The organism is Desmospora profundinema (assembly GCF_031454155.1).
In the GTDB taxonomy this organism is placed as follows: domain Bacteria; phylum Bacillota; class Bacilli; order Thermoactinomycetales; family DSM-45169; genus Desmospora; species Desmospora profundinema.
In genome coordinates this window covers 88,549-112,281 of the sequence record NZ_JAVDQG010000006.1, presented here as the reverse complement: position 1 = coordinate 112,281, position 23,733 = coordinate 88,549, and the positions used below count along the sequence as shown (strand labels likewise).

Genomic DNA, 23,733 nt, shown 5'->3' with positions numbered 1-23,733 from the left:
GCAAAAATCATGATGCCCATTTGGTTGAACCCTTAAACGGACCGGTAGGGAGTTTAGACATTTTGATTACAAGCAATACTTAATAAAGGGATAGATGAAGGTATCGTTACACCATGAATGACATCCTCTCAAAGGAGAGTTTATCGGACATGATCGGAAAAAGCGTCTATAGAAAAGAATCCCTCGACAAAGTAACCGGAACAGCCAAATATACCGACGATATGCCCTCTACAGGTATGCTTCACGCCAAGCTGGTCATCAGCCCGAACGCGCATGCCAAAATAAAGTCGATTGATACTACTGAGGCATGGCAAATCCCCGGTGTTCGTGCGATCCTTACCGGCCAACCCTCTCCGCTGACTGGTGAAGAAATTCGCGACCGCCCGATTATTGCTTTCGACAAAGTACGTTATCACGGTGAGCCGATCGCAGTCGTTGTCGCGGACACCCCTGTTCAGGCAGCAAAGGCTGCTAACCTGGTAAAAATAACGGTTGAGCCTTTGCCGGTTGTCCATTCGCCGACAGAAGCCATTCGCCCGAATGCCCCTTTGGTGCATGAGCATTTAGCCGCCTATCAAAAAATAGAACATGTGTATCCGGAGCCGAATACCAATATTGCCGATCGCACCAAGATTCGCAAAGGGAGCATGCAAAAAGGCTGGTTGATGAGCGATGTCACGGTACAAGCCGAGTTCTCCTTCTCCCCGTCTGATCACGCGGCGATGGAAACCAGATGCGTGACTGCAGAGATCAAACCCGATGGGACGGTTGTCATTCATTCTTCTTCCCAGTCTCCTTTTATGATTAAAAAGCTAATCGCTCAGGATCTTGGTGTGGAAGCCGGAAAAATCATCGTCCATACCCCTTTAGTCGGAGGCGGGTATGGGGGGAAAGTGCCTGTCCAGTTGGAATTTATCGCTTATTTGGCCTCACAGGCTGTCGGAGGAAGACCCGTCAAGCTTTTGAACACAAGGGAAGAGGATATGATTACCTCACCCGTACACATTGGACTTCATGCGACCGTCAAGCTGGGCTGTACAAAGGATGGAACATTAACTGCTGCGGAAATGGTTTATTTGTTTGATACCGGGGCTTATTCGGATAAAGGTGCCACGATCAGCCGAGCCGCTGCCGTTACTTGTACCGGACCTTATCATATTGAAAATATCTGGTGCGACTCCTTGTGTGTCTATACCAACCATCCCTATGCCACCGCTTTCAGGGGCTTTAGCCATTCGGAGATTTTATTTGCTTTTGAAAGAACAATGGATTTGCTGGCTGAAAAGCTGGGGATGGATCCGCTGGAACTTCGAGATAAAAATGCGATTCGCCCCGGACATAACACCCCTACTCAAACCTCGCTTCATGCCAGTAATGTGGGAGATTTACCGACATGTATCCAGCGGTTGAAAGAGCTGATGAACTGGAATGAAGGACAGCGGATTGCGATTAGCGACCGTAAAGTTCGTGCCAAAGGCATCAGTTGTATATGGAAAACGTCAACCATTGATACGAATGCCGGTTCCGGGGTTACGTTAACCTTTAACCCGGACGGTAGTATCAACCTACTTTCAGGAATTGTGGAGATCGGAACGGGAACCAAAACCGTGCTGGCCCAAATCTTGGCAGAAAAAATGAACATGGATGTGAATCAAATCCATGTTCAGATGGAAGTCAATACCCAGTCAACGCCGGAACATTGGAAAACGGTTGCCAGCAGAGGCACCTTTATGGCGGGAAGAGCCGTGTTAAAAGCGGCTGATGATGCGATTCGGCAACTAAAAGAGATCGCTTCCCGTGTGTTCGTCTGTTCACCGGATGATTTAATGGTGGGGTATGGAAAAGTCTTTCTACGAGATAATCCGGCAACTTTTTTACAAATAAAAGATATTGCCTATGGATATAAATATCCGAACGGGTATGGGATTGGCGGGCAAATCGTCGCATACGGAAATTACAGTCTAAGGCACCTGACCCATATCGATCATGAAACAGGGAAGGGAGACCCTGGACCGGAATGGACGGTGGGTACCCAAGGGATAGAGATCGAATTTGATACAAGGGACTATACGTACAACATCTTAAAAGCTTATTCCGTGATTGACATCGGAAAAGTACTTAACAATAAAGGGGCACAAGGGCAGGTGATGGGTGCGATGGCCATGGGAATCAGTTTTGCAGCCAAAGAAGCGTTTATATTTGATACAGAAGGGAGGATTCAAAATCCGCGGCTGCGTACCTATAAAACACTCCATTACGGTGAACATCCGGAATATGTCATCGACTTTCATGAGACCCTTCATCTTGACTCCCCCTATGGGGCGCGCGGTGTCGGCGAACATGGGTTAATCGGAATGCCTGCCGCACTGGCCAACAGCTTATCAATCGCAGCGGGTGTGCCTCTAAACCATCTTCCCCTGACTCCTGAGTCCATCTGGAAAGCCAAGAAGGCGGGTGGCTCCGCTTGATTCCCTATGATTTTGAGTATTACAGGCCGGGATCGATAGAGGAAGCGACCCGCCTTTTTCACTTATTGGATAAGCAGGGTAAGCAGCCGGTTTATTATTCTGGTGGAACGGAATTGATCACGCTGGGAAGAGTAAAGCGGGTGGTAACGGGAGCCGTGATCGACATTAAAGGAATTCCAGAGTGCCACGTGTTACAAATGGAACAAAACCGGTTGGTAATGGGAGCAGCAGTCCCGTTGACAAAGCTGATTGAAGGCAACCCGTTTCCTTTGTTAAGCAAGACCGCTGGTGAAATTGCCGACCGTACGGCTCGCAACAAGATTACGTTAGGCGGAAATGTTTGCGGCAGTATCTATTACCGGGAAGCGGTATTACCCCTTTTACTCACAGACAGCCGGGTCGGGATAGCCGATGAAAAAGGGATCAAGGTTGTCCCTATTGAGCAAGTTTTTGACCAAAATATCCAGTTAGCAAAAGGAGAGCTTCTCGTTCAAGTGATCACGGACCAACGAGATCTTCATTTGCCCTTTTTCAGTGTAAAAAAAAGAAAACAATGGAACATCGGTTATCCTCTTCTTACGGTAGCAGCTCTAAAAAAAGGCGATGATATCCGAGTGGCGTTCAGCGGCGTTTATCCGTTTCCTTTCCGGGATAAAGGGATGGAAACAACGTTAAACAATAAACAATTAACCCCTGAAGCGAGGGCTGAACAAGCTGTTCAATCCTTGTCGGGGCCCATCCTGGATAATGTTGAAGGATCGGCGGATTATCGGTTATTTGTTTTAAAAAATACACTGCTGGATGTACTGGAAGGATTGGAAGGGTGAAGAACATGCACCAATCTGAAATCGTTTTACATGTAAATGGCGAAACAAGAACGGTCTACGTGAGGCACGCGGATATCCTATTAACCGTTCTCAGAGAGAAGCTGGGGTTAACGGGAGCAAAACCCGGTTGTTTGAACGGAGATTGTGGAACGTGTACCATCGATGTGGACGGTGAGCCGATGAAATCCTGTCTGATGCTGGCCATTGAAGCGGTTGATCGAAGGATTACAACAGTGGAAGGATTGAAGAACGCGCCCATTCAGAAGGAATTCATAGAAAAATTTGCTTTTCAATGCGGTTATTGTACCCCGGGTTTTATCATGAATGGCCATGCCTTGATTCACAAGTATCCCCAGGCCAGTGATTCTCAGATTGTAGAATGGATGGAATCCAACATTTGTCGGTGCACGGGATATAAAGAAATCGAAGAAGCCGTGAAAACGGCTTTAACGCAGTATCCACCACAGGCTCATTAGTACTACAGTTGGGCTTATAAGAGCAGATGTAGATGTGAGAAAGGAGGGTGGTGGGATGGCTGCGATCCTTTGCGCTTTTTGCAAGAGATCGAAGACAGCCCGCCAGCCCGACCCACCCACGCTCCTACACTCGCTTCGTACAAATGCAACTGTAGTATTAGAGTGTGTCTGAATAATACGTAGGGCGAAGGTTCCGAGTTGGGTTGGTTTTTGGTTCGCCTTTGCACTCTCAAAGCACAAGTCTCGCCTGGGTCCACTTCGTTTCTTGTGCCCCCTACAGATATCACTTCGATCTGTATTTCCCGGACTTCACGCGAACGAGTCGGTCGGTTTGGTTTTCCGTCTTCTTTTGCAACAAAATGAATACCACCCCTCCCTTCTTCTCACGGAAACAGGCCTCTACTCCAAACCAAAGCTGAAGTAACCACACAGGCATTACCTTTTGGTCACTCCAGCTTTTTTCTTTTACTATACGAGGTTTTTCAATCGGTTCTCATTACCCTCGCCATCAATCCACTCCACATGATGCGCCTCCGTCAGATCGGGGATCTCCAGCTTGTTTCGCAATCGATGGATCACGTCTTCGGGAACCCGTTCCTTCCGCTCCCGGTTGCGTCTCAAAATCGTCTCAATGGGGGCATCCAAGTAGACGATCCGGATTCGCGCACCATATGAGGCGAACAAGTCGATCAACCCTTCCCGTGTCATCCGTGTGATGTTGGTCGCATTCCAGACAAAGGAGCGCTTTTGGCGCAAAAGCGTGCGCGCCTGTTCTTTTGCGCGGTGCACCACCTCACCCTGGGGACCGCTGGGGCTGATGTTGCGCCGGCGGCGGATTTGGTCGAGGGAGATGACGGGCCAATCGGAAAGATGTCGACGGATCCACGTATCTTTGCCCACGCCGGGTAGTCCCGCCATCAGCACGACTTCAAAAGCGGTATCGTCATAGGCGGTATAGGCGGGATCACGCTGCAGGCCGCGAAAATACCGAAAGCGGCTGTGCTCATTGCCAAACCGGCGCGGACCCGTCTCACACCCCAGCTCTTTACAATACTCCCGAAACAGCTTCACTCTCGTCAGCAGTTCCTCTTGATCCTGACAAATCCGCCCGCGCACATCCGCCTCCGCCAACAAGGCGACCCAATCCAACCGGACGCGCTGACTGGCGGCGGCTACGATCCGCTCCGGATCGGGCCGTTCCAGAAACCAGAGCGGCAGTCCGTGCAATCGAACCATGGAAACGATGGTTTCCCGGACAAAAAGCGGTGCGAAGATGGTTTGTCCGATATCGCTGAGATGATTCCGGGCCATGGCGGCGCCGAGGCGGGCGTGACCGCGAGAAGAGAGGGATCCGTCCGGTTCTGTCCGGGTGCAAGCCGGTTTGGCCACATCATGGAGCAGGGCGGCGGCAAACAGCATGGCTCGTTCTTCCCGCTTCAATCTCCGCCACTCCGGTAATTCCGCCAGTGCCTTTACCACCATCTCCGTATGCACTTGAACATCGCCTTCCGCATGGTGGACCGGATCCTGCGGCACCCCCGCCATCGCCTCCACCCATGCGTACTCCCGGCAAATTCGCTCCCAATCCACCGTCCAATCCGGTGCTTCCGGACAATGGAGAAACGTCCACGATTTCAAAACAACGACACTCCTTTTTTCAGCCGATTGGGCAACAGCGGCCGATTCATCCAATGGCTCTGGGAATCGAGGATCGTCTGTAAAAAGTCGCTTCGAACATACTTATAACGCCCAGTAACGACCCCTCCCTCCTCCCGTTTGATATAGAGACCCTCCATCCACCCGCCCGTCTCGGTCTCCCGCACCACCTGATCGGGATCCAACCCCTGTTCGGCGGCTGACCGGCGCAGTTGTTCCACACAGTTTCCCGCGATAAAGTGAGACGGACCGATCAGGGATTGTAACGCACGAAAGGAAGCTAACGGACCTTCATACAACACCTTGACCGACACGATAAAGGGCGTCTGGGACAACAGCTGTCTCCGTCGCTCCGTAGACAGAAAGTGGCCGCTTTTTCGATCATAGATGTCAAACTCCAGAAAGTAATGAGGTAAGTCCGTGTAAAAGACGGTATGTTTGGCATACATCCACTCACCGTACATCACATACCGATCTTCCAACAACGCCCACAACTCCCCCGCATACCGATGCGCCCAACTTTTAAAAAGATGAAACTGCGATTCCCGCGAGCCCCCCGTCAAAAAATGCCCCCTGCTCTGCAAATACAACTGACCGCCGCTGTCAAAACTGATCCCGCTGTTGGCCCCGTCCATCTTCTCTTCCACTACGAGATACTGCCCTATCAACTGATCAAAGGGCACTACGTTTAAATCCTCATCCCCCGCTTGCAAGCCGGAACCGGCGATATGGGGGGTGCGGGGATACTTGTCCATGCGATTCATCGCTTCATCCCTCTTTTCAACGAAAAAGAAGACAGAGTCGGACGACTCCGTCTCTCATGGATTTCTCTCCGATCATTAATGGCTAGGAAAAGTCGATTTCCTCAAAATCGGGTTTACTGTCGCCGTAACCCCTTCGGATCTTCTATAGCGTGACCGTCATCTAATAGATTCTATCAATCCCGAACAGCAATAGAAACTCTCAAATCATTTACTCTAAGTTATCAATCGCTTCCGGAAACCTCTCTACCAAGAAGCTAAGAAATGTTCTATAGATTGTATTTCCGGAATTTCCGAACCGATCCCAATCGATAACAGGATATTCTCCTTCCTGAATTTTACTTGTTTCCGGACAATAAACATCTTCTACTCTTAAATTTCGCTCTTTTCTTACCCTGCGAATCGCGGCTCCGATATCATGCGTTCCCACGGTATCCATTCCCATATACCCCTTGTAAGAATTGATTCCCACATTTTTATCTTACTACATAATTACTGTTATTGGGAATCCAGAGTGCTAGTTTTCAACCTTAATTTCAAACTTATGATCGATTTCACACAAAACGTATGATTGTTTGAGGCTTCCGCCGATTAAAAATCGGAAAAATGCATTAAAAAAGGGTATGCATCCGTAAAAACAGCACTTCTTAACGTTCATCAACCACCATTCCTTTAGGGAGGATCCCAGAAACCCAAACAAAAAACCCGGGAAGTTACCATCATGATAACCTTCCCGGGCTTAAACCCTTATTTACCAAACATCATGGACTCGTTACAGTCACTTTTTTGGTCGAGATATTGCCTCCGATATCGATGGCGCGGATCGTCACTTTGTTTTCCCCTTTTTTCAGTTCACCCTTCGAAAAGAGGCGATTAAATCGATACAGGTCATCCTTGACGAACTTAAAGTTGATTTTTTTCCACTTTTTCTCTCCCTCCAGTTGCCAATGCAGACGTTCCAGGTTGTCTTCCTTTACTAAGCCAGACAAACGGGGCTTATCCGTCTGCTTGTTCAACCGGATCTGCGGGGGAGTGGTATCCACCACGATCGAGCTGAATGCTTCTCCCTTTCTACCGAGATATGTCGCGGTGACGCGAATATCGTAGTTTCCGTCCTTCACCGTTTTCCCCTTGATATCTTTTCCGTCCCAAACCCAATCGATCGCTCCATGGTTCGGCTGCTTGGCCCGGTAAATCGTATAGTCCGCTTTTCCATCAACTTCCCGATGGAGGGTGATGGTCAATTCATCCGGTGAGACAGGCAAATAGTAGGACAGGACGGTCTCATCCAAGATATTGTCGCCATTGGGGGAGATCACCCATTCGGATAAGCTAAGCATCTCCAGCAAGGGGTATCCTTTGGGATCGATCAATGCCTGGAACGGCACCTTGATCTCGCGGGATCCGTCCTTCAGATAGAGAGTGCCGGTATATTCCCCCCGCGGCAGCTTGGTATCGAGGGTTAAGGTGATCGGAAGCGAAACGGTCTCACCGGGTTGTGCAGTGACGGATTTGGGCACATCCACTGAAAAACCTTTGTTTCGTTTATCCAAACCCACCCGAGTGGTATACGTTTTTCCCCGGCTGTCCAGGTTTTTCACCTGTACGTTTTTTTCCACCTTCTGAACACCGGTATTCGGCTTCAACAACCCGAACGAAACACTGCTGCGCATGGCCAGAGTTTTGGTGTGCAAGGCTTTCATGACATCGATTCGTCCGGCTCCCTGGACCGATTTGGGATACGGCTTTTGGTCCGTATCTTTCAGGGGGACCGCAGTATTGGCCAGCGCTGATTTCACCTCTTGCGGATTCCATTCGGGATGTTTTTGGAGCAGGAGAGCGGCGGCTCCGGCGACGTGGGGAGCGGCCATGCTGGTCCCGCTATCGGCTTGGTATCCGCTTTTGACGACGGTTTTGGGAACGGTGCTGACGATGTTTTGACCCGGTGCAACGACGTCAGGCTTGATTTCCCAATTTCCCACAGCGGGTCCGCGGGAGCTGAAATCGGTCATTTTCTCCCGTTTTACGGAACTGAGCCGTACCTTGGCTTTTCCTGCTGCCAGCTGTTCTTTCAGATAGGTTCCGTGGCCACCCGAGATCGTGGCGATCGGAGTCGCCAGCTTGTTTCCTTTATCGTCCACTTCCACCATAAGGGGTTCGGCAAACCAGTCTCCGCCCTTGTTGTTATAAACGATTACCGCAACGGCTCCCGCCAGTTTAGCCCTTTTTGCCACGGCACTGACATTATTGCGGGTTCGCTTCACCAGCGCGATTTTTCCTTTTGCTTTCTTCATCTCAGCGGTTTTCCCCGTACCGGCGTCCACCAGGGAATAGGTTCCTTTCAGCGGCATATCCGGTGAGAAGAAAATCTTGTTCATCTCCACTTTTTTGCGGTCGCCAGCTACTTGTACGACCGGTGACCGTTCTTTTTTGGTGGAGGCACCGACGGAGATGACATTGGCAGTGGCTGCCGGCGAACCGACTGTCCAGCGGTCGGGACCTGCGTTTCCGTTGGCCACCACTGCGACCACACCGTTTTGTACGGCACGTTCCAGCGCCCAGGACATGGGTTCATCGGGAACGTTGGCATCCATCCCCAAGGAGAGGTTCATCACGTCTGCACCGTCTTTGACAGCTTGATCCACACCGGCGATGATATCCGCCGTATCTCCGAACCCTTCGTCATCCAGCACCTTATAGGCCAGGATCGAGGCTCCCGGAGCCACCCCTTTAATCTTTCCGTCAGCGGCGATGGTTCCCGCCACATGAGTGCCGTGTCCGTGACCGTCTTGGGGAGTCCGGTCCTTGTCGATAAAATCATATCCCCCGACCACTTTCCCTTTCAGATCCGGATGTTTGGCATCCACTCCGGTATCAATCACGGCCACTTTGATCCCTTTCCCCTTCAGGGGCTGTCCTTTGGAATCTTTTTCTTTCCATGCTTCGGGGGCTCCAATGAGCGGGGCGCTTCCCTTCATGGTGGTCTGATAGGTACGAACCGGATAAATGCTTTTCACCTCCGGCAGTTCCGCCAGCTTTTTGATATCTGCTCCGTCGGCGGTAACCTCCATTCCCGAAAAGACCGTGTCATAGGATTCCCCCACTTGTAAATCGGGCGAAATTTCTTTCATCTCTTCAGACAATTCTTCCTGTTTTTCCACCACATCGGTTCGGATCTCTTCTTCATCGACATCCGATTTTTCGTTCAAGACAGCGACAGGAGCCGCTTTCATCTCAACCAGCACCCGAACGCGTTTCCCTTCTTTGGTGGAAACACCTTGAGCAATTTTATTTTCAGGTTTCACCTCATGAGAGTCGGCCTGGACATCCGTGGGAGCCATATAAACCAAACTGGAAACAACGAGTGAAAGAGCGGTGACAAAAACCAACCATCGTTTCATATAAAAGCTCCTTTCTTTCATGTTTAAATAGAAAAAAATCCGGACAAGTGAACGACAATTCAATCGGGTGTGTATCGTATGAATCGATGCAATCCCTGGGAAGCGCGGTTCAGCCATCCCTTGATGAGTCCATCCCGAGGATAAGTGGACATCCACTCCTTCCTGTCGAACAATTTATAAAATATAACAGGATCACCTTTTTTTCTATCTCTTTTCCTGTTATTTATCTTACATTTTTGTCATAAAACGAAGATACCGCTTTCTTTCCCTTTTATTCCTTCTTTTTTCCATCGATTGATTCATCAAAAAAGCACCCCTTCAACCGGGGTGCTCTTTTCATATTGAATCGCGATCGATCGTTTGTTTCAATGAATGACCGTTAGTACTACAGTTACATTTATACTAAGAGTGTATAGGAGGGCTTGGGTTGGTCGGGGTGGCGGGCTGTCTTCGATCTCTTGCAAAAAGCGCAAAGGATCGCAGCCATCCCACCACCCTCCCTTCTCACATCTGCACCTGCTCTTATAAGCACAACTGTAGTATTTGACCGTGTCCATCCAAATTCGGTTTGCAAATGGATCCGTTGTCCAAACGCTCTTTCCATCCCCAGTGATCGGAGTATCCAGTTCCCGCAGCCGCTGGACGATGGGTTGGATCTCATCGGCGGGCACGACGATCGAGAAATGATGCAATCCGACCGTGTCCGTGGCGGCGGAGCGCCTTAAACAATAAGAAAGCCCGGAAGATATCAGATGATATCTTCCGGGCTTTTGTCGACTAAGTCCCTTTCGGTTCCATACCGACCCGGATTTCTCCTTGGATGGTGCACTCCTTAACAAGCTTGCCACGTTTCTTGTTTAAAGAGCCTTTACTTCCTGGGCGAGATTTTTCAGGGAATCCTGGGCATCACCGAACAACAGCATCGTCTTATCCTTGTAAAACAAGGGGTTGTCCGCACCGGAGAAGCCCGGTTTGAGAGAACGTTTGAGCACCAGAACATGATCCGCCTCATCCACGTTCAGGATGGGCATGCCGTAAATGGGGCTGTCCGGCACATCCCGGGCGGAAGGATTCACCACATCGTTGGAACCGACCACGACCGCCACTTCCGTACGGGAAAATTCCGGGTTGATCTCCTCCAGGTCGTTCAGTTTGTCATAGGAGACATTGGCTTCCGCCAACAAGACGTTCATATGACCGGGCATCCTCCCCGCCACCGGATGGATGGCATAGCGTATCTTGGCCCCGCGCTGTTCCAGGAGATCCGCCAGCTCCCGCAGTTGATGCTGAGCCTGAGAGACGGCCAGTCCGTATCCGGGGACAAAAATGACCGAGCGGGCATAGCCCAAAATGATGGCCGCTTCATCAACGGTCGCTTCCCGGATCGTCCCGCCTGCACTTCCGGTATCGGTAGAATTTCCGGAACCTGTGCCGAAACCGCCGAAGACGACATTGACCAAGGAGCGGTTCATCGCCCGGCACATGATACTGGTTAGGATAATACCCGATGCGCCTACCAATGCACCGGCGATGATCAGGATATTGCTTCCGATGACGAAGCCAGCCGCCGCCCCTGCCAGACCGGAGTAGGAATTCAACAGTGAAACCACGATGGGCATATCCGCTCCACCGATAGGAAGCACCAGCAGAACACCCAGCAGCAGGGAAATGCCGGTGATCGCCAGCAAAATCTCCAACTCGGCGGCTCCACCCACCAGATAAGCCGAAAAAGCCAGCAACCCCAAAAAGATCAATAAATTCAGGGGGTGTTGCAAGGGATAACGAACCGGTGCAGTAGATACCCATTCCTGAAGTTTACCGAAAGCCACCAGGCTTCCGGATAAGGTGACCGCGCCGATCAACAGACTCAACACTACCGCAAGAGCGATGAATGCGGGAAGTTCAGCAGGACCCGCCAGCAGTCTGGAAAACTCCACCCACGCGATCAAGGCGGAGGCACCGCCCCCGAAGCCGTTGAACACGGCAACCATCTGCGGCATCGCCGTCATCTTCACCCAGTGGGCGACGGCTGCCCCCACGATGGATCCGATCACAAACCCCATGAGAATTGTCCCAAAGGAGAGGATTTGCTGATCCAACAGCGTCACCACGACAGCGAGGAGCATTCCCGTCGCCGCTAAAGCGTTGCCGCGACGGGCCGTTTTCGGCGATGAGAGCAGTTTTAAGCCGAAAATAAACAGTGCGGAAGCGATCAAATACGAAAGATTAGTAACTATGTCCCAATTCATCGTCCAACCTTCGCCTCCCTGTCATCATTTCAAGATTTTTTCCTGAACATCCGCAGCATTCGATCCGTCACCAGAAAACCGCCCACCACATTGATCGTAGCCAGGATGACAGCCAACAGGCCCAACGTTGTCTGAAGCGTTCCCTCCGCCTGCCCCGCAACCAGTATGGCACCAATGATGGCGATTCCGGAGATGGCATTGGATCCGGACATCAACGGCGTGTGTAACGTCGGAGGCACTTTGGTGATCACTTCAAAACCGACAAACATGGCCAAAACAAAAATATACAGTCCGAAGACCGGAATCTCGGTCATTTGCAATTCTCCCCTTTCCTTTGTCAGGTTGCCGCCTGATCCCGGAACTGTTCCTTAATCCGGGAGTGGACAATTTCCCCTTCGCGGGTGATGCAGGTGGCATCTAGGATTTCGTCCTCATAATCGGGGGACCATTGATTGTCTTGTACCATCAGCCCCAACAACTTGCTGATGTTGCGGGAGTACATCTCGGAGGCATGTACCGGAACGGTGGCCGGCAAGTTGGTCAGCCCAATCAGGGAGACGCCTTTATCCGTTTGTACGATCTCCCCCGGTTCCGTCAACTCGCAGTTCCCTCCCGTTTCCGCAGCGAGATCGACCAGCACGGCTCCCTGTTTCATGTCGCCAACCATCTCTTTGGTTACCAGCAGCGGGGCCGGTCTGCCTGGAATCAGGGCTGTGGTGATGACGATGTCCGATTCCTGCACATGCCGGTGAATCACCTGACGGTTTCGCTCTTGCTGGTCACCGGACAATTCCCGTGCATATCCTCCTTCTGCCTCGGCATCCTCCTGCAAGTGTTCATCGATAAATTCCGCACCGAGGCTTTCCACCTGTTCTTTGGCTGCAGCCCGTACATCAAAACCCTTCACGACAGCTCCTAACCGGCGTGCTGTGGCAATCGCCTGCAAACCGGCAACACCCGCCCCCAGCACCAACACCTTGGCGGGAATGATCGATCCGGCCGCCGTTACCATCATCGGCATCATTCGACCTAACCGGTTGGCTGCCATCAACACCGCTTTATAACCTGCTACCGTACTCTGTGAGGATAATGCATCCATCTCCTGACTCCGCGTGATGCGGGGCACCATATCCATACTGAAGCTGGTCAGCTTACAGTCTGCCAATCGGGATACCAGGGACGGATTGCGCAACGGATCCAACAGAGCGATCAGGACCGCTCCCTGCCGCATCATCTCTGACTCATGCCCCGACGCCTCTGTCTCCGTCGGCTTCTGTACTTTCAGGATCACATCGGCTACCCCGTATAAGTCGGATGCATTCGGCACCACAGTAGCCCCTGCTTTCTCATAGTCCCCGTCCGTGTAATCGGCACCCAGTCCGGCACCGCTCTCAACGAAAACCTCCATTCCGGATCGGGTCAGCCGTTCGGCGTCTCGGGGAACCAGTGCCACACGGTTTTCATCGTGTGTAATCTCTTTGGGAACCGCAATTTTCAGTGTCAACGCTCCCCCACCTCCGATTGAATCGTTTTTTTGTTCACCCACCGGTCATCACCATACATCTTCTCCGAAAGTTAGTCTATAGTATAACAGATTGAATCTATTATACAACAGATTATTTCCCCTCCGGTCGATATCCGCCTTATGGGCTGTCCAATCCCCCAACCGTACCGACAAAAATAAAATGAGCGAAGAACAAGGTTCCCCGCTCATTCTATCAGATAGACCAGTGGCCGTTCTTCCAGAGGATGGTTGCCCTTATCAAAAAATTGGAATCACACAAACCTTCTGGTTTCTATTTCACATGAATCTTCATATCCAGTTCAGAGGCTTCCCCCAGAGATGGAGGAATCGAAATCACTTTTACAGGAGAAGTCAGAACCGGTAAAACAACCTCATCGTCGGAAGGCGGGATCTCAGTGGCCCATACCAGGATATGATCCCCATCTTGAACCACTCGGTTCACCATAATTTCGTATCCGGTTGATGGACGGAGACCGAGAGAGAGAATGATATAGGTTCGATCTTCCTTCGGGACCACTTCGATTCCACTGTATGGTTGGAATCGCATCTCTTCCATTTGGTTGTAAACATCATCCGGCAGAGAATCAAGGGATTCTACTACAAAAGGAACTTCCGACTGGTTCGAAATTTCCGCATGGGCCATCGTTGTGGTGGAAAGGAACAGTACGACCGCCAACAGACTACAAAAAAACAGTTGAAAAGCAGAAATTTGACGTTTCATGATCTCTCCCCTTTAATGTCTTTATTTTACAAGTCTATTGTATTTTGGATTTTCATAAAAGGCAATAGGGTTTTTGTTAATTTTTTGTTTTTTTAAACCAATTTTTAAATATATCAAAAAATTCATTTTCGTGAGACAGTGGATATACCGATGAAAAACCAATGATTCTCTTGTTATTCACACAAAAAACAGGGGGTCATGTTGAAATATGACCCCCTGTTTCATTAACCTGCTTTTTGTAGTTCTACTGGTTTGATACCAACCTTTGTCGTTATTTTCACTGACTGACTTCTCGTCTCCCCCCTTTGATTTTTGGCTACGATGTAATACGTATAGTCACTCTCCGGGTCCAAGTTTTCATCCGTAACGGTCGAACCGGTAAAGGTTTTGACCAATTGATTGTCCCGGTACAGTTCATATTCCTGGGCGTCAAGAGCGGAAACTTGAAAATGAACATGGGTGGAATCGGCGGAAGAGACAGACACCTTCACGCCTTGAGGAGGATACTGGCGGCTGTAGGGGCTGGCTACAAAGCCGAAACCATTGCTCATCTCCATCAAGGTATCATAGTGCATATAGGCGTACCCATGATCACCAAAGCGGTCACCCCAGCTGTTCCGCATGATAAACCATTTCTTTTCTTCATCATATCCGACCACAACCAACGCATGTCCACCCCGGGACTTCTTTTCTTTCACAGGGGGCACAATACCCGATGGAGGGGTGGCGTCGAAGTTGGGATACACCTGAATCCCCACCATGACAGGGTCTCCGTTCGCCAGTGCTTGTTTGATCTGTTCCACCATATTGGATCGCCAGATGACCTGGTAATTTCGAAGCTTGTAGGGGACAGCATTTTTATTCTGCAGAGTGGTCAAAGGTTCATCAAATTGCTGAGTATTTTCAGGATTCAGATCATACGGCCGTTCGGTTTCCGGTGTTACGCCTCTCCGTTCCATCACACGAAATGCCGCATCCAGTGTCATCCCGTCCTGCGGTCCCCTGGGATGGTAGATATAGAGCGGAGAAAGATAGGTGATCTCGCTTCCTCGCGCTCGGGTATCTCTCCCAATATAGTATTCTCTTAACCCTGCTGCTGCAAAAGGCACACACGTACCGAATCGCCCCTGGCTTCGAACAGCAGGAAAATATGGGCGAAGATCCACCTGTTCGGGAAGGAGTTTGCGATTCTTTCGGTCGAATGCACCTGATTTTTTCCATTCTTTCTCGGTTAGGTACCGTTGGGGGGCTTTGTATTCCTCTACATTTTTATTTGTTAGTCCATCGTTCAACCCCAGTCCATAGGTCGAAAAATCATCGGGGTCAAAGGGCTTTTCCCCCTTAGCGTCTACAGTAGCTGAACCATTGGGAATACTCATCGTCAATACGACTAAACAGCTGAGTAGAAACAGCAACCACTTTTTCACCTTGTACACTCATCCCCTTCTCCATCTTTTGAAATGGTCATACATGCGTCTGTCGACGTCCCGTATAAGTAGAAGATGTTCCGATATATAGGAACACCCTACTAATTAAGGAATAAAATTCATAGACAAGCCCACTATATTCCCAATATAAATATTTGTCAAATATTTTTTATTTTAATAATATTATTTCATACACTCAATAACATATCGAATAGCTGACAAGGATTCCTTCGTACATGGAAGCTGAAAGGGGGAGCCTCCGCGCAGGTGACAGCGCTTGAGATTTTGCAGTCGGATGGTCAAACCAAAAAAGGGGTTGTACGTCAGTACAGCGAGGCGGATCGATATCGAAACCCGACTGTCGCCGCAGACGCATTTATCATGCTGGCGATTTTTATGATGTTGGGCGGTCTTATCAAATTGTTTCGCGTTCCGTTTCAGGTCGAACATTGGCAGCAATATCAATACCCGATGTGGTCGATGACCGTTGTTGGGCTTGTTGAATTGATAATAGCAGCGGGATTCGTAGGCGCCTTCTGAAATCGCCGGCTCGCTGTAGGCTCTTCTGCGGTGTTGATCGTCCTGATGCTGGGTGCGATCTATACTCATTTATTTCAGCCGATCAATCCGCGGCAACCGCTATTCCTGCGTTCCTTTGCCTGATCATCGCTGTTTTTATCATAAGAAGAAGTATACGGGACCGCATTCTCCCGGATGTTCAGCAATAGGTGAAATGACTTAACCCGTGCGGCGTTTTTTTCCGATCCGGAAGATGAACAAGAAGTGTTCAGGGTATTCTTGCAGAGATGTGACCCCCGTTGCATAACCGGTTCATTTTTTTAAAACAATATGGATGACGGTTCGTCAAAGGAGGCACGATCATGTCTAACCAAAATGAACATCCGCGTCGCGCCAGAAATTCCCCCAACAATCGCAGTCATCCCTCGCATCTGGATCAATACGGGCGGGATGGCGACATCCCTAAAACAGAAGCGGAAGCGATGGATATGGCTTACAACGGAGCGCCTTCTCAAGAAGTGACAACAATTGAAGGCAGGCCGAGACGAATGGAGAAAGAAAAGAAACGATAAAGACAAAAAGGGAATGGAGAACATGAGCCCGCTTGTTCTCCATTTTTTTGTTTCCTGTGTTTGCTCTAGCACTACAGTTACATTTGTAAGAAGAGTGTATATCAACGTGGGTTGGTCGGGCTGGTGGGCTGTCTTCGATCTCTTGCAAAAAGCGCATAGCGAGACCGGGAACGAAGTGACCCAGGCGAGACTTGTGCTCTGTGAGTGCAAAGGATCGCAGCCATCCCACCACCCTCCCTTCTCACATCTGCGCCTGCTCTTATAAGTACAACTGTAGTACTAGGGCGTGTCTGATAAACCGATTGCGAGGAGGGAAGAATCGGCGTGACCGTCTTCAATCTCTTGCAAAAAACGCATAACGAGACCGGAGTGAAGCGACTAGGCGAGACTTGTGCTCTGTGAGTGCAAAGAATCACAGCCAGCTATACCGTCCTTACCATAACATCATAAAAACTTGAATGACCAGACACGCCCTAAAGCAGAATTTCTAGCATGCAAGGACCCTGTGCACTGTTTTTTAGCGCAAAAAAGACGAGGATTCAGCGCCTATATAGCGTCTGAATCCTCGTCTTTATAACAATTTTTGGTACCGAAGGTGGGACTCGAACCCACACTCCCGAAGGAACACGATTTTGAGTCGTGCGCGTCTGCCAATTCCGCCACTTCGGCTTGATATATCAACAAATGGATCCTGTAAAATGCCTGTTATGATCATGTTTTGTAACGATCAGAATCATATTGGGTTCGTCCGTGACAATAGCCATTTTATAACGCATGGAGCTTGATGTCAACAGGTAAAATAAAAAAAGCACGCAGCCCGACTGTTTAGCCCGTTCTGTTTTATGCAACGTTTTTGAAAAAAACCGATTCATTCTCTTATTCCCCTTGCACCGCAGGCACTTTATTTCGTATCATCGGAACATCCCCCTATCGAAAGGAGACCGGCATGCGAACAACGGATTTATGCGACCAATATAGCGAAGAGTTGGACATTTGCGAACCGATATTTACTTCATTTGGACGTAAACGCTCTTTTTCGGGACCCATCGCCACTGTCCGGGTATGGGAGGACAATGTTCTCGTTCGGCAAGCCTTAGAGACGGTGCCGGCAGGTACCGTTCTGGTGGTGGACGGCGGCGGTTCCCGTCGATGCGCCCTGATGGGAGATCGCTTGGCAGCGATCGGGGTAGAGCGAGGCCTGAGCGGGGTCATCATTTACGGTTGTGTCAGGGATAGCGCTGATCTGGCCACCATGGACCTGGGTATCCTCGCCCTCGCACCCATGCCTCTGAAAAGCATCAAAGAAGGAAAGGGAGAACGGGACATCCCCGTCCAGTTTGGAGGGACCACCTGGATACCCGGACACTACGTATACGCCGATGAAGACGGTGTGATCGTCGCCAAGCGTCCATTGACGTAAATCTCCAAAAAAAACAACAAACAAGGTCCGGGTGAGCCGTTCACTCGGGCCTTGTTTGTTGTTTCTTTTCAAACATTCGTTGGAGAATGTTGCCGTTTCATTATCACACAATCCGTCTTTGCATAAACCGTACCGTGGAATGCCATTTTAATATATACAAAATCGATAAGGAACGGGAATCGGGGGATTAATTTCATGGATCACCATCGCAGCAAATATTACGTTTCCATCCATTCAGGCGAAATCATGGGCGAGCTTTTACAAGACCCAGATGCTTCCTCATATGAATTTGAGATTGAGGCGTCCGAGGAAGAGGTGCAAAAACTGAACAACCTGATCGGCAATAGTTCCGTTGAAGACATGGAAACGTTTTGGGATGCCCATATCCCATACCTGTCCCCCGACGAAAACCGGGAAAATGAAGGATATGACCGGACCTTGCGTCAACTGTATGAAATGGTGTATCAGTTGGGTACACCAAAGACCAAGCGAGAAATGGAAGCACTGGGACTGCTGGACAGGGACGGCAATATCGAAAGGGAATAAAGAATAAGGGACAGCTTCGCCGTCCCCTTCGTTATCGCATCTGTTCGATCCGGTCCCGAATGGTTTGTTGCGGCAGAATCACTTGCAGGAAGCTGCCTTCTCCCACAATCGCTTTATCGTGCTCCGCCCGGACATGGCAAAGGACCTGACTGGATGTCACCCGCACCGCCTCCGCGATAAAGGTGACTGTTTTTCCCACCGGAGCAGGGGCCAGGTGACGAACAGAGATGGAGCCACCTACGCCCTCCTCCCCCTCTTCCAGGAACGGGAGGATGATTTTGCGCCCCACCCACTCCATGTAATACACCATGGTAACAGTGGATAACGTGGGATGCACTTCTTCCCCGCCAAAAGACGCCGTCATCTCGGGGGTGACGGTGATTTGCATCGCTTCCCGGTGGCCCTGGCATAAGCCCTCCTTCATCGGTCCATCCTCACACACCAAAGGGATTGAGGGGTTTGGGGCCGATGTACGCATTGACGCTCTTGGTCTCAGTGTACAAATCCAGCGTCTCCAAACATAACTCCCGGCCGAATCCGGACTGTTTGTACCCGCCGAAGGGAAGTCCCGGCATGGCGGAGAAGGGGTTGTTCACCATGACGGTGCCCGCCTTGATCTGGGCCGCCACCCGATTGGCCCGCCCAAAGTCACGCGTCCATACCGCGGCTGCCAACCCGTAGATAGAATCGTTTGCCTGACGGATCACTTCTTTTTCATCGTTAAATTTCATGATCACCACGACCGGACCAAAGATCTCTTCCTGAGCCACCCGCATATCGTTAGTCACATCGACGATCACTGTCGGCTGATACCAGTAGCCGTCGGTGAAAGCCTCTCCCTCCGGGCGACCGCCGCCGTAGAGCACCCGGGCCCCTTCTTTCTCCGCCAGTTTCACATAGGAGTCGATCACATCCCATTGGCTTTGAGAGATCACGGCTCCTACATGGGTCTCTTTGCTGAAGGTGTCCCCCAGTTTCAGTTTTTTTGTTTTTTCCACAAATCGCTCGACGAATGTTTCATAGATGGATTCATGGACAAACAGGCGGGAGCGGGCCTCGCAGGACATTCCCGTATTGTAGTAGATGCCGAAAACGGAACCATCGACAGCGGCATCCAGATCTGCATCCTCAAACACCATGCTGGGTGATTTTCCGCCCAATTCCAGCGTCACCCGTTTCAAGGTTTCAGAAGCGGTCTTCATAATGTCTTTACCGGTACCGGTCTCCCCTGTGAAGGCTACCTTGTCCACTCCGGGGTGTTCCACCAGATACGCACCGATGGTGGAACCACTGCCGGTCACCACATTGAGGACGCCTGGCGGCAGACCCGCTTCCTGTCCGATTTCCACCAATGCATAAGTGGTAAGCGGTGTTAAGCTGGCCGGCTTCAACACGATGGTGCAACCGGCGGCCAGGGCGGGGGCGATCTTCCAAGCCGCCATCATCAGCGGATAGTTCCACGGGATAATCTGGGCACAAACCCCTACCGGCTCTTTACGGGTATAATTGAGAAACCCATTGGGAACCGGCTTGGTATCCCCAGACAAGGTATGGATCGATCCTGCGTAAAACTCGAAATCTTCAATCGCCTGGTGCACTTGTCCCTGAGCGGCGGAATAAGCTTTACCGCTGTTGAGTACTTCCAATTTCACCAGATCCGCAAACCGTTCCCGCATCAGACCCGCCATCTTGTTCAGGATCTGTCCGCGGCGGGAGGCCGGCCATTTGGCCCACTTGCTCTTTTCCAGTGCGTTGCGAGCGGCTTCCACCGCACGGTCCACGTCTTCCTTGGAAGCGGCGGCCACTTGCGCAACCGTCTCCCCGGTTGCCGGGTTGTAGGTTTCAAACCATTCTCCATCAGACCCCTGCACATGCTCTCCATTGATAAAAAGGGGATACTTCTCCTTATAGTAGACACCGATTGTTTGCTTTTCCAGCTGGGTTCCCATGATCCCTCTCCTCTCCTCTATCTCGATTGGACGTTTTCCACCAAGGTGGCGATTCCCTGACCGACACCGATACACATCGCAGCCACTCCGTAACGGCCTCCGCGTCGCTTCAACTCATGGACCAACGTCGTCAAGATTCGGGCGCCGCTGGCGCCCAGGGGATGGCCCAAGGCGATGGCACCGCCGTGGACATTCACCCGCTCGGGGTTCAAACCGAGTTCCGTGATGCAGGCCAGCGCCTGGGCGGCAAAGGCTTCGTTTAATTCCACCAGATCCAGGTCGCTCACAGTCAGCCCGGTCCGTTGCAGCAGCTTTCGTACGGCGAAAATGGGCCCCAATCCCATCCGTTGGGGATCACATCCGGCCACGGCAAATCCCCGCACCACAGCCAGCGGCTTTAGACTCAACCGCTCCGCCGTCTCCCCTTCTGCCAACAACAGCGCAGCGGCACCGTCGTTGATGCCGGAGCTGTTGCCCGCGGTAACGGTTCCCCCCTCCCGGAAGGCCGGTTGCAACGAAGCCAACTTCTCCAAAGTGGTTTCCGGCCGGAGGTGCTCATCCCGGTCCATGAAGACGGGTTCCCCTCGGCGCTGCAGTACGTAGACGGGAACCACTTCGTCGGTAAACACGCCCCGCTCCCATGCCGCTTTCGCCCGCCGCTGACTTTCCAAGGCGAAGGCATCCTGCTCTTCCCGGGAGATACGGCAGTCTTGAGCCACGTTTTCGGCAGTTTCCCCCATGGAGATGGGCTCGTATCGCTCAGCCAGCCGCGGATTGACGAAGCGCCACCCCAAGGTGGTGTCCACCAGTTCGCGATTTCCCCTGGGAAGCGATTCCTCCGGTTTCAGCATCACCAAGGGAGCCCGCGACATGCTTTCCACTCCGCCGGCAATGGCGATCTCCCCATTTCCCATCAGCAGGGCCGCCGTCGCCTGGTTGACCGCTTCCAATCCGGAGCCGCACAGCCGGTTCACCGTCACCCCTGCTGTCGATTCCGGCAGTTCCGCCAACAAAGCTGACATGCGGGCCACATTGCGGTTATCCTCCCCCGCTTGGTTGGCGCAGCCCAACACCACATCCTCCACCTGCTCCGATGAAACGGAAGGATTCCGTTCCAACAAAGCCCGGATTACCGTCGCTCCCAGATCATCCGGTCGCACCGCCGCCAACCTTCCCCGGTGTCGTCCGATCGGGGTGCGTACCGCGTCGACAATCACCGTTTTTCGCATGGACTCTCCCCCCCTTCATTCATAGTGGTGAAACCCCCGGCCGGAGCGAACTCCAAAGCGGCCGGCCCACACCATCTTGCGAATCAGGGGAGCCGGGCGATAGCGGTCCTCACCAAAAGCTTGCTGAAGTCCCTCCAGGATGGCGGCGATCTGGTCCACCCCGACGCGGTCCGCCCACTCCAACGGGCCGCGGGGATGGTTGGTTCCCTGTTTCATCCCTGTATCGATATCCGCAGCGGTGGCTCCGCCTTCCCCCAGCAGATGCGCCGCCTCATTTACCATCAGGGAGAGAATGCGAGGAAAAACGAGACCCGGCTCATCACCGACAATCTCCACCCGTTTTCCCCAGTTCTCCCACAAGCGCACCTGTCCTTCCCATGCCGTTTCATCCTGCGCCTGCAGGGGACGGCTCACCTCGACGATATCCCCTTCCGCCAGCTCCAGCGGCGAAAAACCCGCCACGCGTTCCGGTTTTTTCAGCCAGGCAGCAGTCCGGGTCGCCCAGGTGTCCAGACAGGAGGTAAAGATGGGGATATCCGGCCGTACCCGAGACTCCGCATGGGCAAGCAAGGCGTGCTTGCGATCCCCGTTTTCCCCCGAAAAGCTCACATCGATGACCGCATCCACCGCTTCCCCATTCGGAGTATTTCCTTCCCAGACGGAGACGCCGCGTTTCCTCAGAACCATCCCCGCCGTCTCCGCCAAAGGGCCTTCCCCCAGCAACCAGACATTATGACTCATGGGTAAAGTGCCCCCTTTTCACCTTGCGGCCGAGAGAACCGCTTTCCACCATCTTGCGCTGTCCCGGATGCGGGCGAAAGCGGGGATCGTGATAGAAACCTTCATAAACCGCTTCCGATGCCGCTAGGTTGATGTCGATGCCGATCAGGTCCTGCAGTTCAAAGGGACCCATAGGAAAACCGGCGGACCGCAGGATCCGATCCACCTGGGCTTTATCGGCCACACCGGTGGAGACGAGGCGGTACGGCTCGGTGTGAAAGGGGCGAGCCACCCGATTGACCAGAAATCCGGGCGTGTCCGCCACCTGTATCGGGGTTTTTCCCAAACGGCGAAGCCACTCCACGGCACGATTCGCCGCCGCCGGATCGGTCCGTTCCCCGCTTACCACTTCCACCAGCGGCATGACCGGAGCCGGATTAAAAAAGTGGAGTCCGAGAAAGCGTTCCGGATTTTGCAGCACGGATGCAATTGCCGTCACCGACAGAGAAGAGGTGTTGGTGGCCAGCACCGCTTCCCGGCCCACTACCTGTTCCACATCCTGAAACAGGGCTTGTTTGACGGACAGTCGTTCCACCACCGCCTCGATCACCCACTCCACCGGCGCGAGACAATCCAGATCGGTGGCGGGATGAATCCGGGAGAGAATCGTATCCACATCCGACGATGCCATCCGCCCCCTGTCCACTTGTCGTTGCAATTGTCGGCGGATGACGTCCAGCCCTTTTTCCAGCGGTTCCTCGTCGATGTCCCGGAGTGTCACCTCCACCCCTTTGGCGGCTAAAAACTGGGCGATTCCGGCACCCATCGTGCCGGCGCCCAGCACTGCCGCCCGTTCCATCGGTTTCATCCGTGGATCTCGGCCACTTGCGCCACTTCCCCGATCATCATGGTGACCAGCGGACCGGCAAAACCCATCAGATCTTTGGCAGAAGCACGTCCTTCCGGCGAATTCATGGCCGCTTGCAAACTTTCTTCATTCTCAAAATACATGGCCGCTTCCAGGTAGTACTTTGCCTCTCCCCCCGTCGGAGCTCCTTTCATCCGGGTCACTTCCAGCTTTTTCAACCCCGGCATCTTTTCCACCAAGGGAGTGTGCACCTCTTGATAGTGCTTGTCAAAAGCGGCGGGATCTTCCGGATGACGGTACAACGCGATCAGTTTTACCATGACGCATCGTTCCTTTCTTGGGTTATGGATGAGGATTCGGATGAATCGACTGAGTTGGTACCCCCTCCTCGAAAAAACG

Annotated in this window: 22 protein-coding genes and 1 tRNA gene; 7 read left to right on the top strand and 16 right to left on the bottom strand. The window is 51.8% G+C overall.

Features of this window, described 5'->3' with window-relative positions; genetic code table 11:
* Positions 1–149 precede the first annotated feature (149 nt).
* Genes JOE21_RS13440 through JOE21_RS13430 form a run of 3 tightly spaced genes read left to right on the top strand, consistent with a single transcriptional unit; the run spans position 150 to position 3,771 of the window.
* Positions 150–2,468: a xanthine dehydrogenase family protein molybdopterin-binding subunit gene (locus tag JOE21_RS13440; RefSeq protein ID WP_309867157.1), complete on the top strand. Its 2,319-nt coding sequence runs from the start codon at positions 150–152 to the stop codon at positions 2,466–2,468.
* A complete protein-coding gene (locus tag JOE21_RS13435) occupies positions 2,465–3,295 on the top strand; it encodes an FAD binding domain-containing protein (protein WP_309867154.1) in 831 nt (276 codons plus the stop codon). Before JOE21_RS13440 ends, JOE21_RS13435 begins: the two co-directional genes overlap by 4 nt.
* Positions 3,296–3,300: 5 nt before the next feature.
* A complete protein-coding gene (locus JOE21_RS13430) occupies positions 3,301–3,771 on the top strand; it encodes a (2Fe-2S)-binding protein (RefSeq protein ID WP_374709377.1) in 471 nt (156 codons plus the stop codon).
* Between the two features lie 468 nt (positions 3,772–4,239).
* On the opposite strand, the gene JOE21_RS13425 is transcribed toward JOE21_RS13430, so the two are convergent.
* The 9 genes from JOE21_RS13425 to JOE21_RS13385 all read right to left on the bottom strand — a co-directional run bounded on the left by JOE21_RS13425 (position 4,240) and on the right by JOE21_RS13385 (position 15,511).
* Complete coding sequence (locus tag JOE21_RS13425; protein ID WP_309867149.1) at positions 4,240–5,409, bottom strand: AAA family ATPase; 1,170 nt, start codon at positions 5,407–5,409, stop codon at positions 4,240–4,242.
* A complete protein-coding gene (locus JOE21_RS13420) occupies positions 5,406–6,191 on the bottom strand; it encodes an RNA ligase family protein (RefSeq protein ID WP_309867146.1) in 786 nt (261 codons plus the stop codon). Before JOE21_RS13420 ends, JOE21_RS13425 begins: the two co-directional genes overlap by 4 nt.
* A gap of 208 nt (positions 6,192–6,399) precedes the next feature.
* Positions 6,400–6,627 (bottom strand): hypothetical protein, encoded by a 228-nt coding sequence (locus JOE21_RS13415; protein ID WP_309867144.1) that lies wholly within the window; start codon positions 6,625–6,627, stop codon positions 6,400–6,402.
* Between the two features lie 322 nt (positions 6,628–6,949).
* Positions 6,950–9,589 (bottom strand): S8 family serine peptidase, encoded by a 2,640-nt coding sequence (locus tag JOE21_RS13410; protein ID WP_309867142.1) that lies wholly within the window; start codon positions 9,587–9,589, stop codon positions 6,950–6,952.
* Between the two features lie 857 nt (positions 9,590–10,446).
* The gene (locus tag JOE21_RS13405; RefSeq protein ID WP_309867140.1) at positions 10,447–11,838 is read right to left on the bottom strand and encodes an NAD(P)(+) transhydrogenase (Re/Si-specific) subunit beta; all 1,392 of its coding nucleotides are present in this window, start codon (positions 11,836–11,838) and stop codon (positions 10,447–10,449) included.
* Between the two features lie 29 nt (positions 11,839–11,867).
* Positions 11,868–12,152, bottom strand: a complete 285-nt coding sequence (locus tag JOE21_RS13400) for an NAD(P) transhydrogenase subunit alpha part 2 (protein ID WP_309867138.1) — start codon at positions 12,150–12,152, stop codon at positions 11,868–11,870.
* Between the two features lie 23 nt (positions 12,153–12,175).
* Positions 12,176–13,342, bottom strand: a complete 1,167-nt coding sequence (locus JOE21_RS13395) for a Re/Si-specific NAD(P)(+) transhydrogenase subunit alpha (protein ID WP_309867135.1) — start codon at positions 13,340–13,342, stop codon at positions 12,176–12,178.
* A 292-nt stretch (positions 13,343–13,634) separates the two neighbouring features.
* Entirely contained in the window at positions 13,635–14,084 is a 450-nt protein-coding gene (locus tag JOE21_RS13390; RefSeq protein WP_309867133.1) for a protease complex subunit PrcB family protein, read from the bottom strand.
* Between the two features lie 224 nt (positions 14,085–14,308).
* Positions 14,309–15,511 (bottom strand): C1 family peptidase, encoded by a 1,203-nt coding sequence (locus JOE21_RS13385; RefSeq protein WP_309867130.1) that lies wholly within the window; start codon positions 15,509–15,511, stop codon positions 14,309–14,311.
* Between the two features lie 267 nt (positions 15,512–15,778).
* Here JOE21_RS13385 and JOE21_RS13380 point away from each other — a divergent pair, with 267 nt between their 5' ends.
* Positions 15,779–16,051 carry a DoxX family protein gene (locus tag JOE21_RS13380; RefSeq protein WP_309867127.1) on the top strand — a complete coding sequence of 91 codons (273 nt, stop codon included), beginning with the start codon at positions 15,779–15,781 and terminating at the stop codon, positions 16,049–16,051.
* Between the two features lie 341 nt (positions 16,052–16,392).
* Positions 16,393–16,602, top strand: a complete 210-nt coding sequence (locus JOE21_RS13375; RefSeq protein ID WP_309867125.1) for a hypothetical protein — start codon at positions 16,393–16,395, stop codon at positions 16,600–16,602.
* 584 nt (positions 16,603–17,186) lie between these two features.
* On the opposite strand, the gene JOE21_RS13370 is transcribed toward JOE21_RS13375, so the two are convergent.
* Positions 17,187–17,271 (bottom strand) — tRNA-Leu (locus JOE21_RS13370).
* A 277-nt stretch (positions 17,272–17,548) separates the two neighbouring features.
* On the opposite strand from JOE21_RS13370, the gene rraA reads away from it, so the two are divergent.
* Together rraA and JOE21_RS13360 are read left to right on the top strand one after the other, a co-directional pair.
* Positions 17,549–18,022, top strand: coding sequence for a ribonuclease E activity regulator RraA (gene rraA, locus JOE21_RS13365; protein WP_309867123.1), 474 nt, complete (start codon positions 17,549–17,551; stop codon positions 18,020–18,022).
* 195 nt (positions 18,023–18,217) lie between these two features.
* The gene (locus JOE21_RS13360) at positions 18,218–18,568 is read left to right on the top strand and encodes a hydrolase (protein WP_309867121.1); all 351 of its coding nucleotides are present in this window, start codon (positions 18,218–18,220) and stop codon (positions 18,566–18,568) included.
* Positions 18,569–18,599: 31 nt separating this feature from the next.
* On the opposite strand, the gene JOE21_RS13355 is transcribed toward JOE21_RS13360, so the two are convergent.
* The 6 genes from JOE21_RS13355 to JOE21_RS13330 are packed head-to-tail and all read right to left on the bottom strand — an operon-like array spanning position 18,600 to position 23,654.
* Positions 18,600–18,992 (bottom strand): thioesterase family protein, encoded by a 393-nt coding sequence (locus JOE21_RS13355; protein WP_309867119.1) that lies wholly within the window; start codon positions 18,990–18,992, stop codon positions 18,600–18,602.
* 10 nt (positions 18,993–19,002) lie between these two features.
* Positions 19,003–20,517, bottom strand: coding sequence for an aldehyde dehydrogenase family protein (locus JOE21_RS13350; protein ID WP_309867117.1), 1,515 nt, complete (start codon positions 20,515–20,517; stop codon positions 19,003–19,005).
* A 17-nt stretch (positions 20,518–20,534) separates the two neighbouring features.
* The gene (locus JOE21_RS13345) at positions 20,535–21,746 is read right to left on the bottom strand and encodes a thiolase family protein (RefSeq protein ID WP_309867115.1); all 1,212 of its coding nucleotides are present in this window, start codon (positions 21,744–21,746) and stop codon (positions 20,535–20,537) included.
* Between the two features lie 15 nt (positions 21,747–21,761).
* Positions 21,762–22,487: a 3-hydroxyacyl-CoA dehydrogenase family protein gene (locus tag JOE21_RS13340; RefSeq protein WP_309867113.1), complete on the bottom strand. Its 726-nt coding sequence runs from the start codon at positions 22,485–22,487 to the stop codon at positions 21,762–21,764.
* A complete protein-coding gene (locus JOE21_RS13335) occupies positions 22,477–23,334 on the bottom strand; it encodes a 3-hydroxyacyl-CoA dehydrogenase family protein (RefSeq protein WP_309867111.1) in 858 nt (285 codons plus the stop codon). Before JOE21_RS13335 ends, JOE21_RS13340 begins: the two co-directional genes overlap by 11 nt.
* The gene (locus JOE21_RS13330) at positions 23,331–23,654 is read right to left on the bottom strand and encodes an EthD family reductase (RefSeq protein WP_309867107.1); all 324 of its coding nucleotides are present in this window, start codon (positions 23,652–23,654) and stop codon (positions 23,331–23,333) included. Before JOE21_RS13330 ends, JOE21_RS13335 begins: the two co-directional genes overlap by 4 nt.
* Positions 23,655–23,733 lie beyond the last annotated feature (79 nt).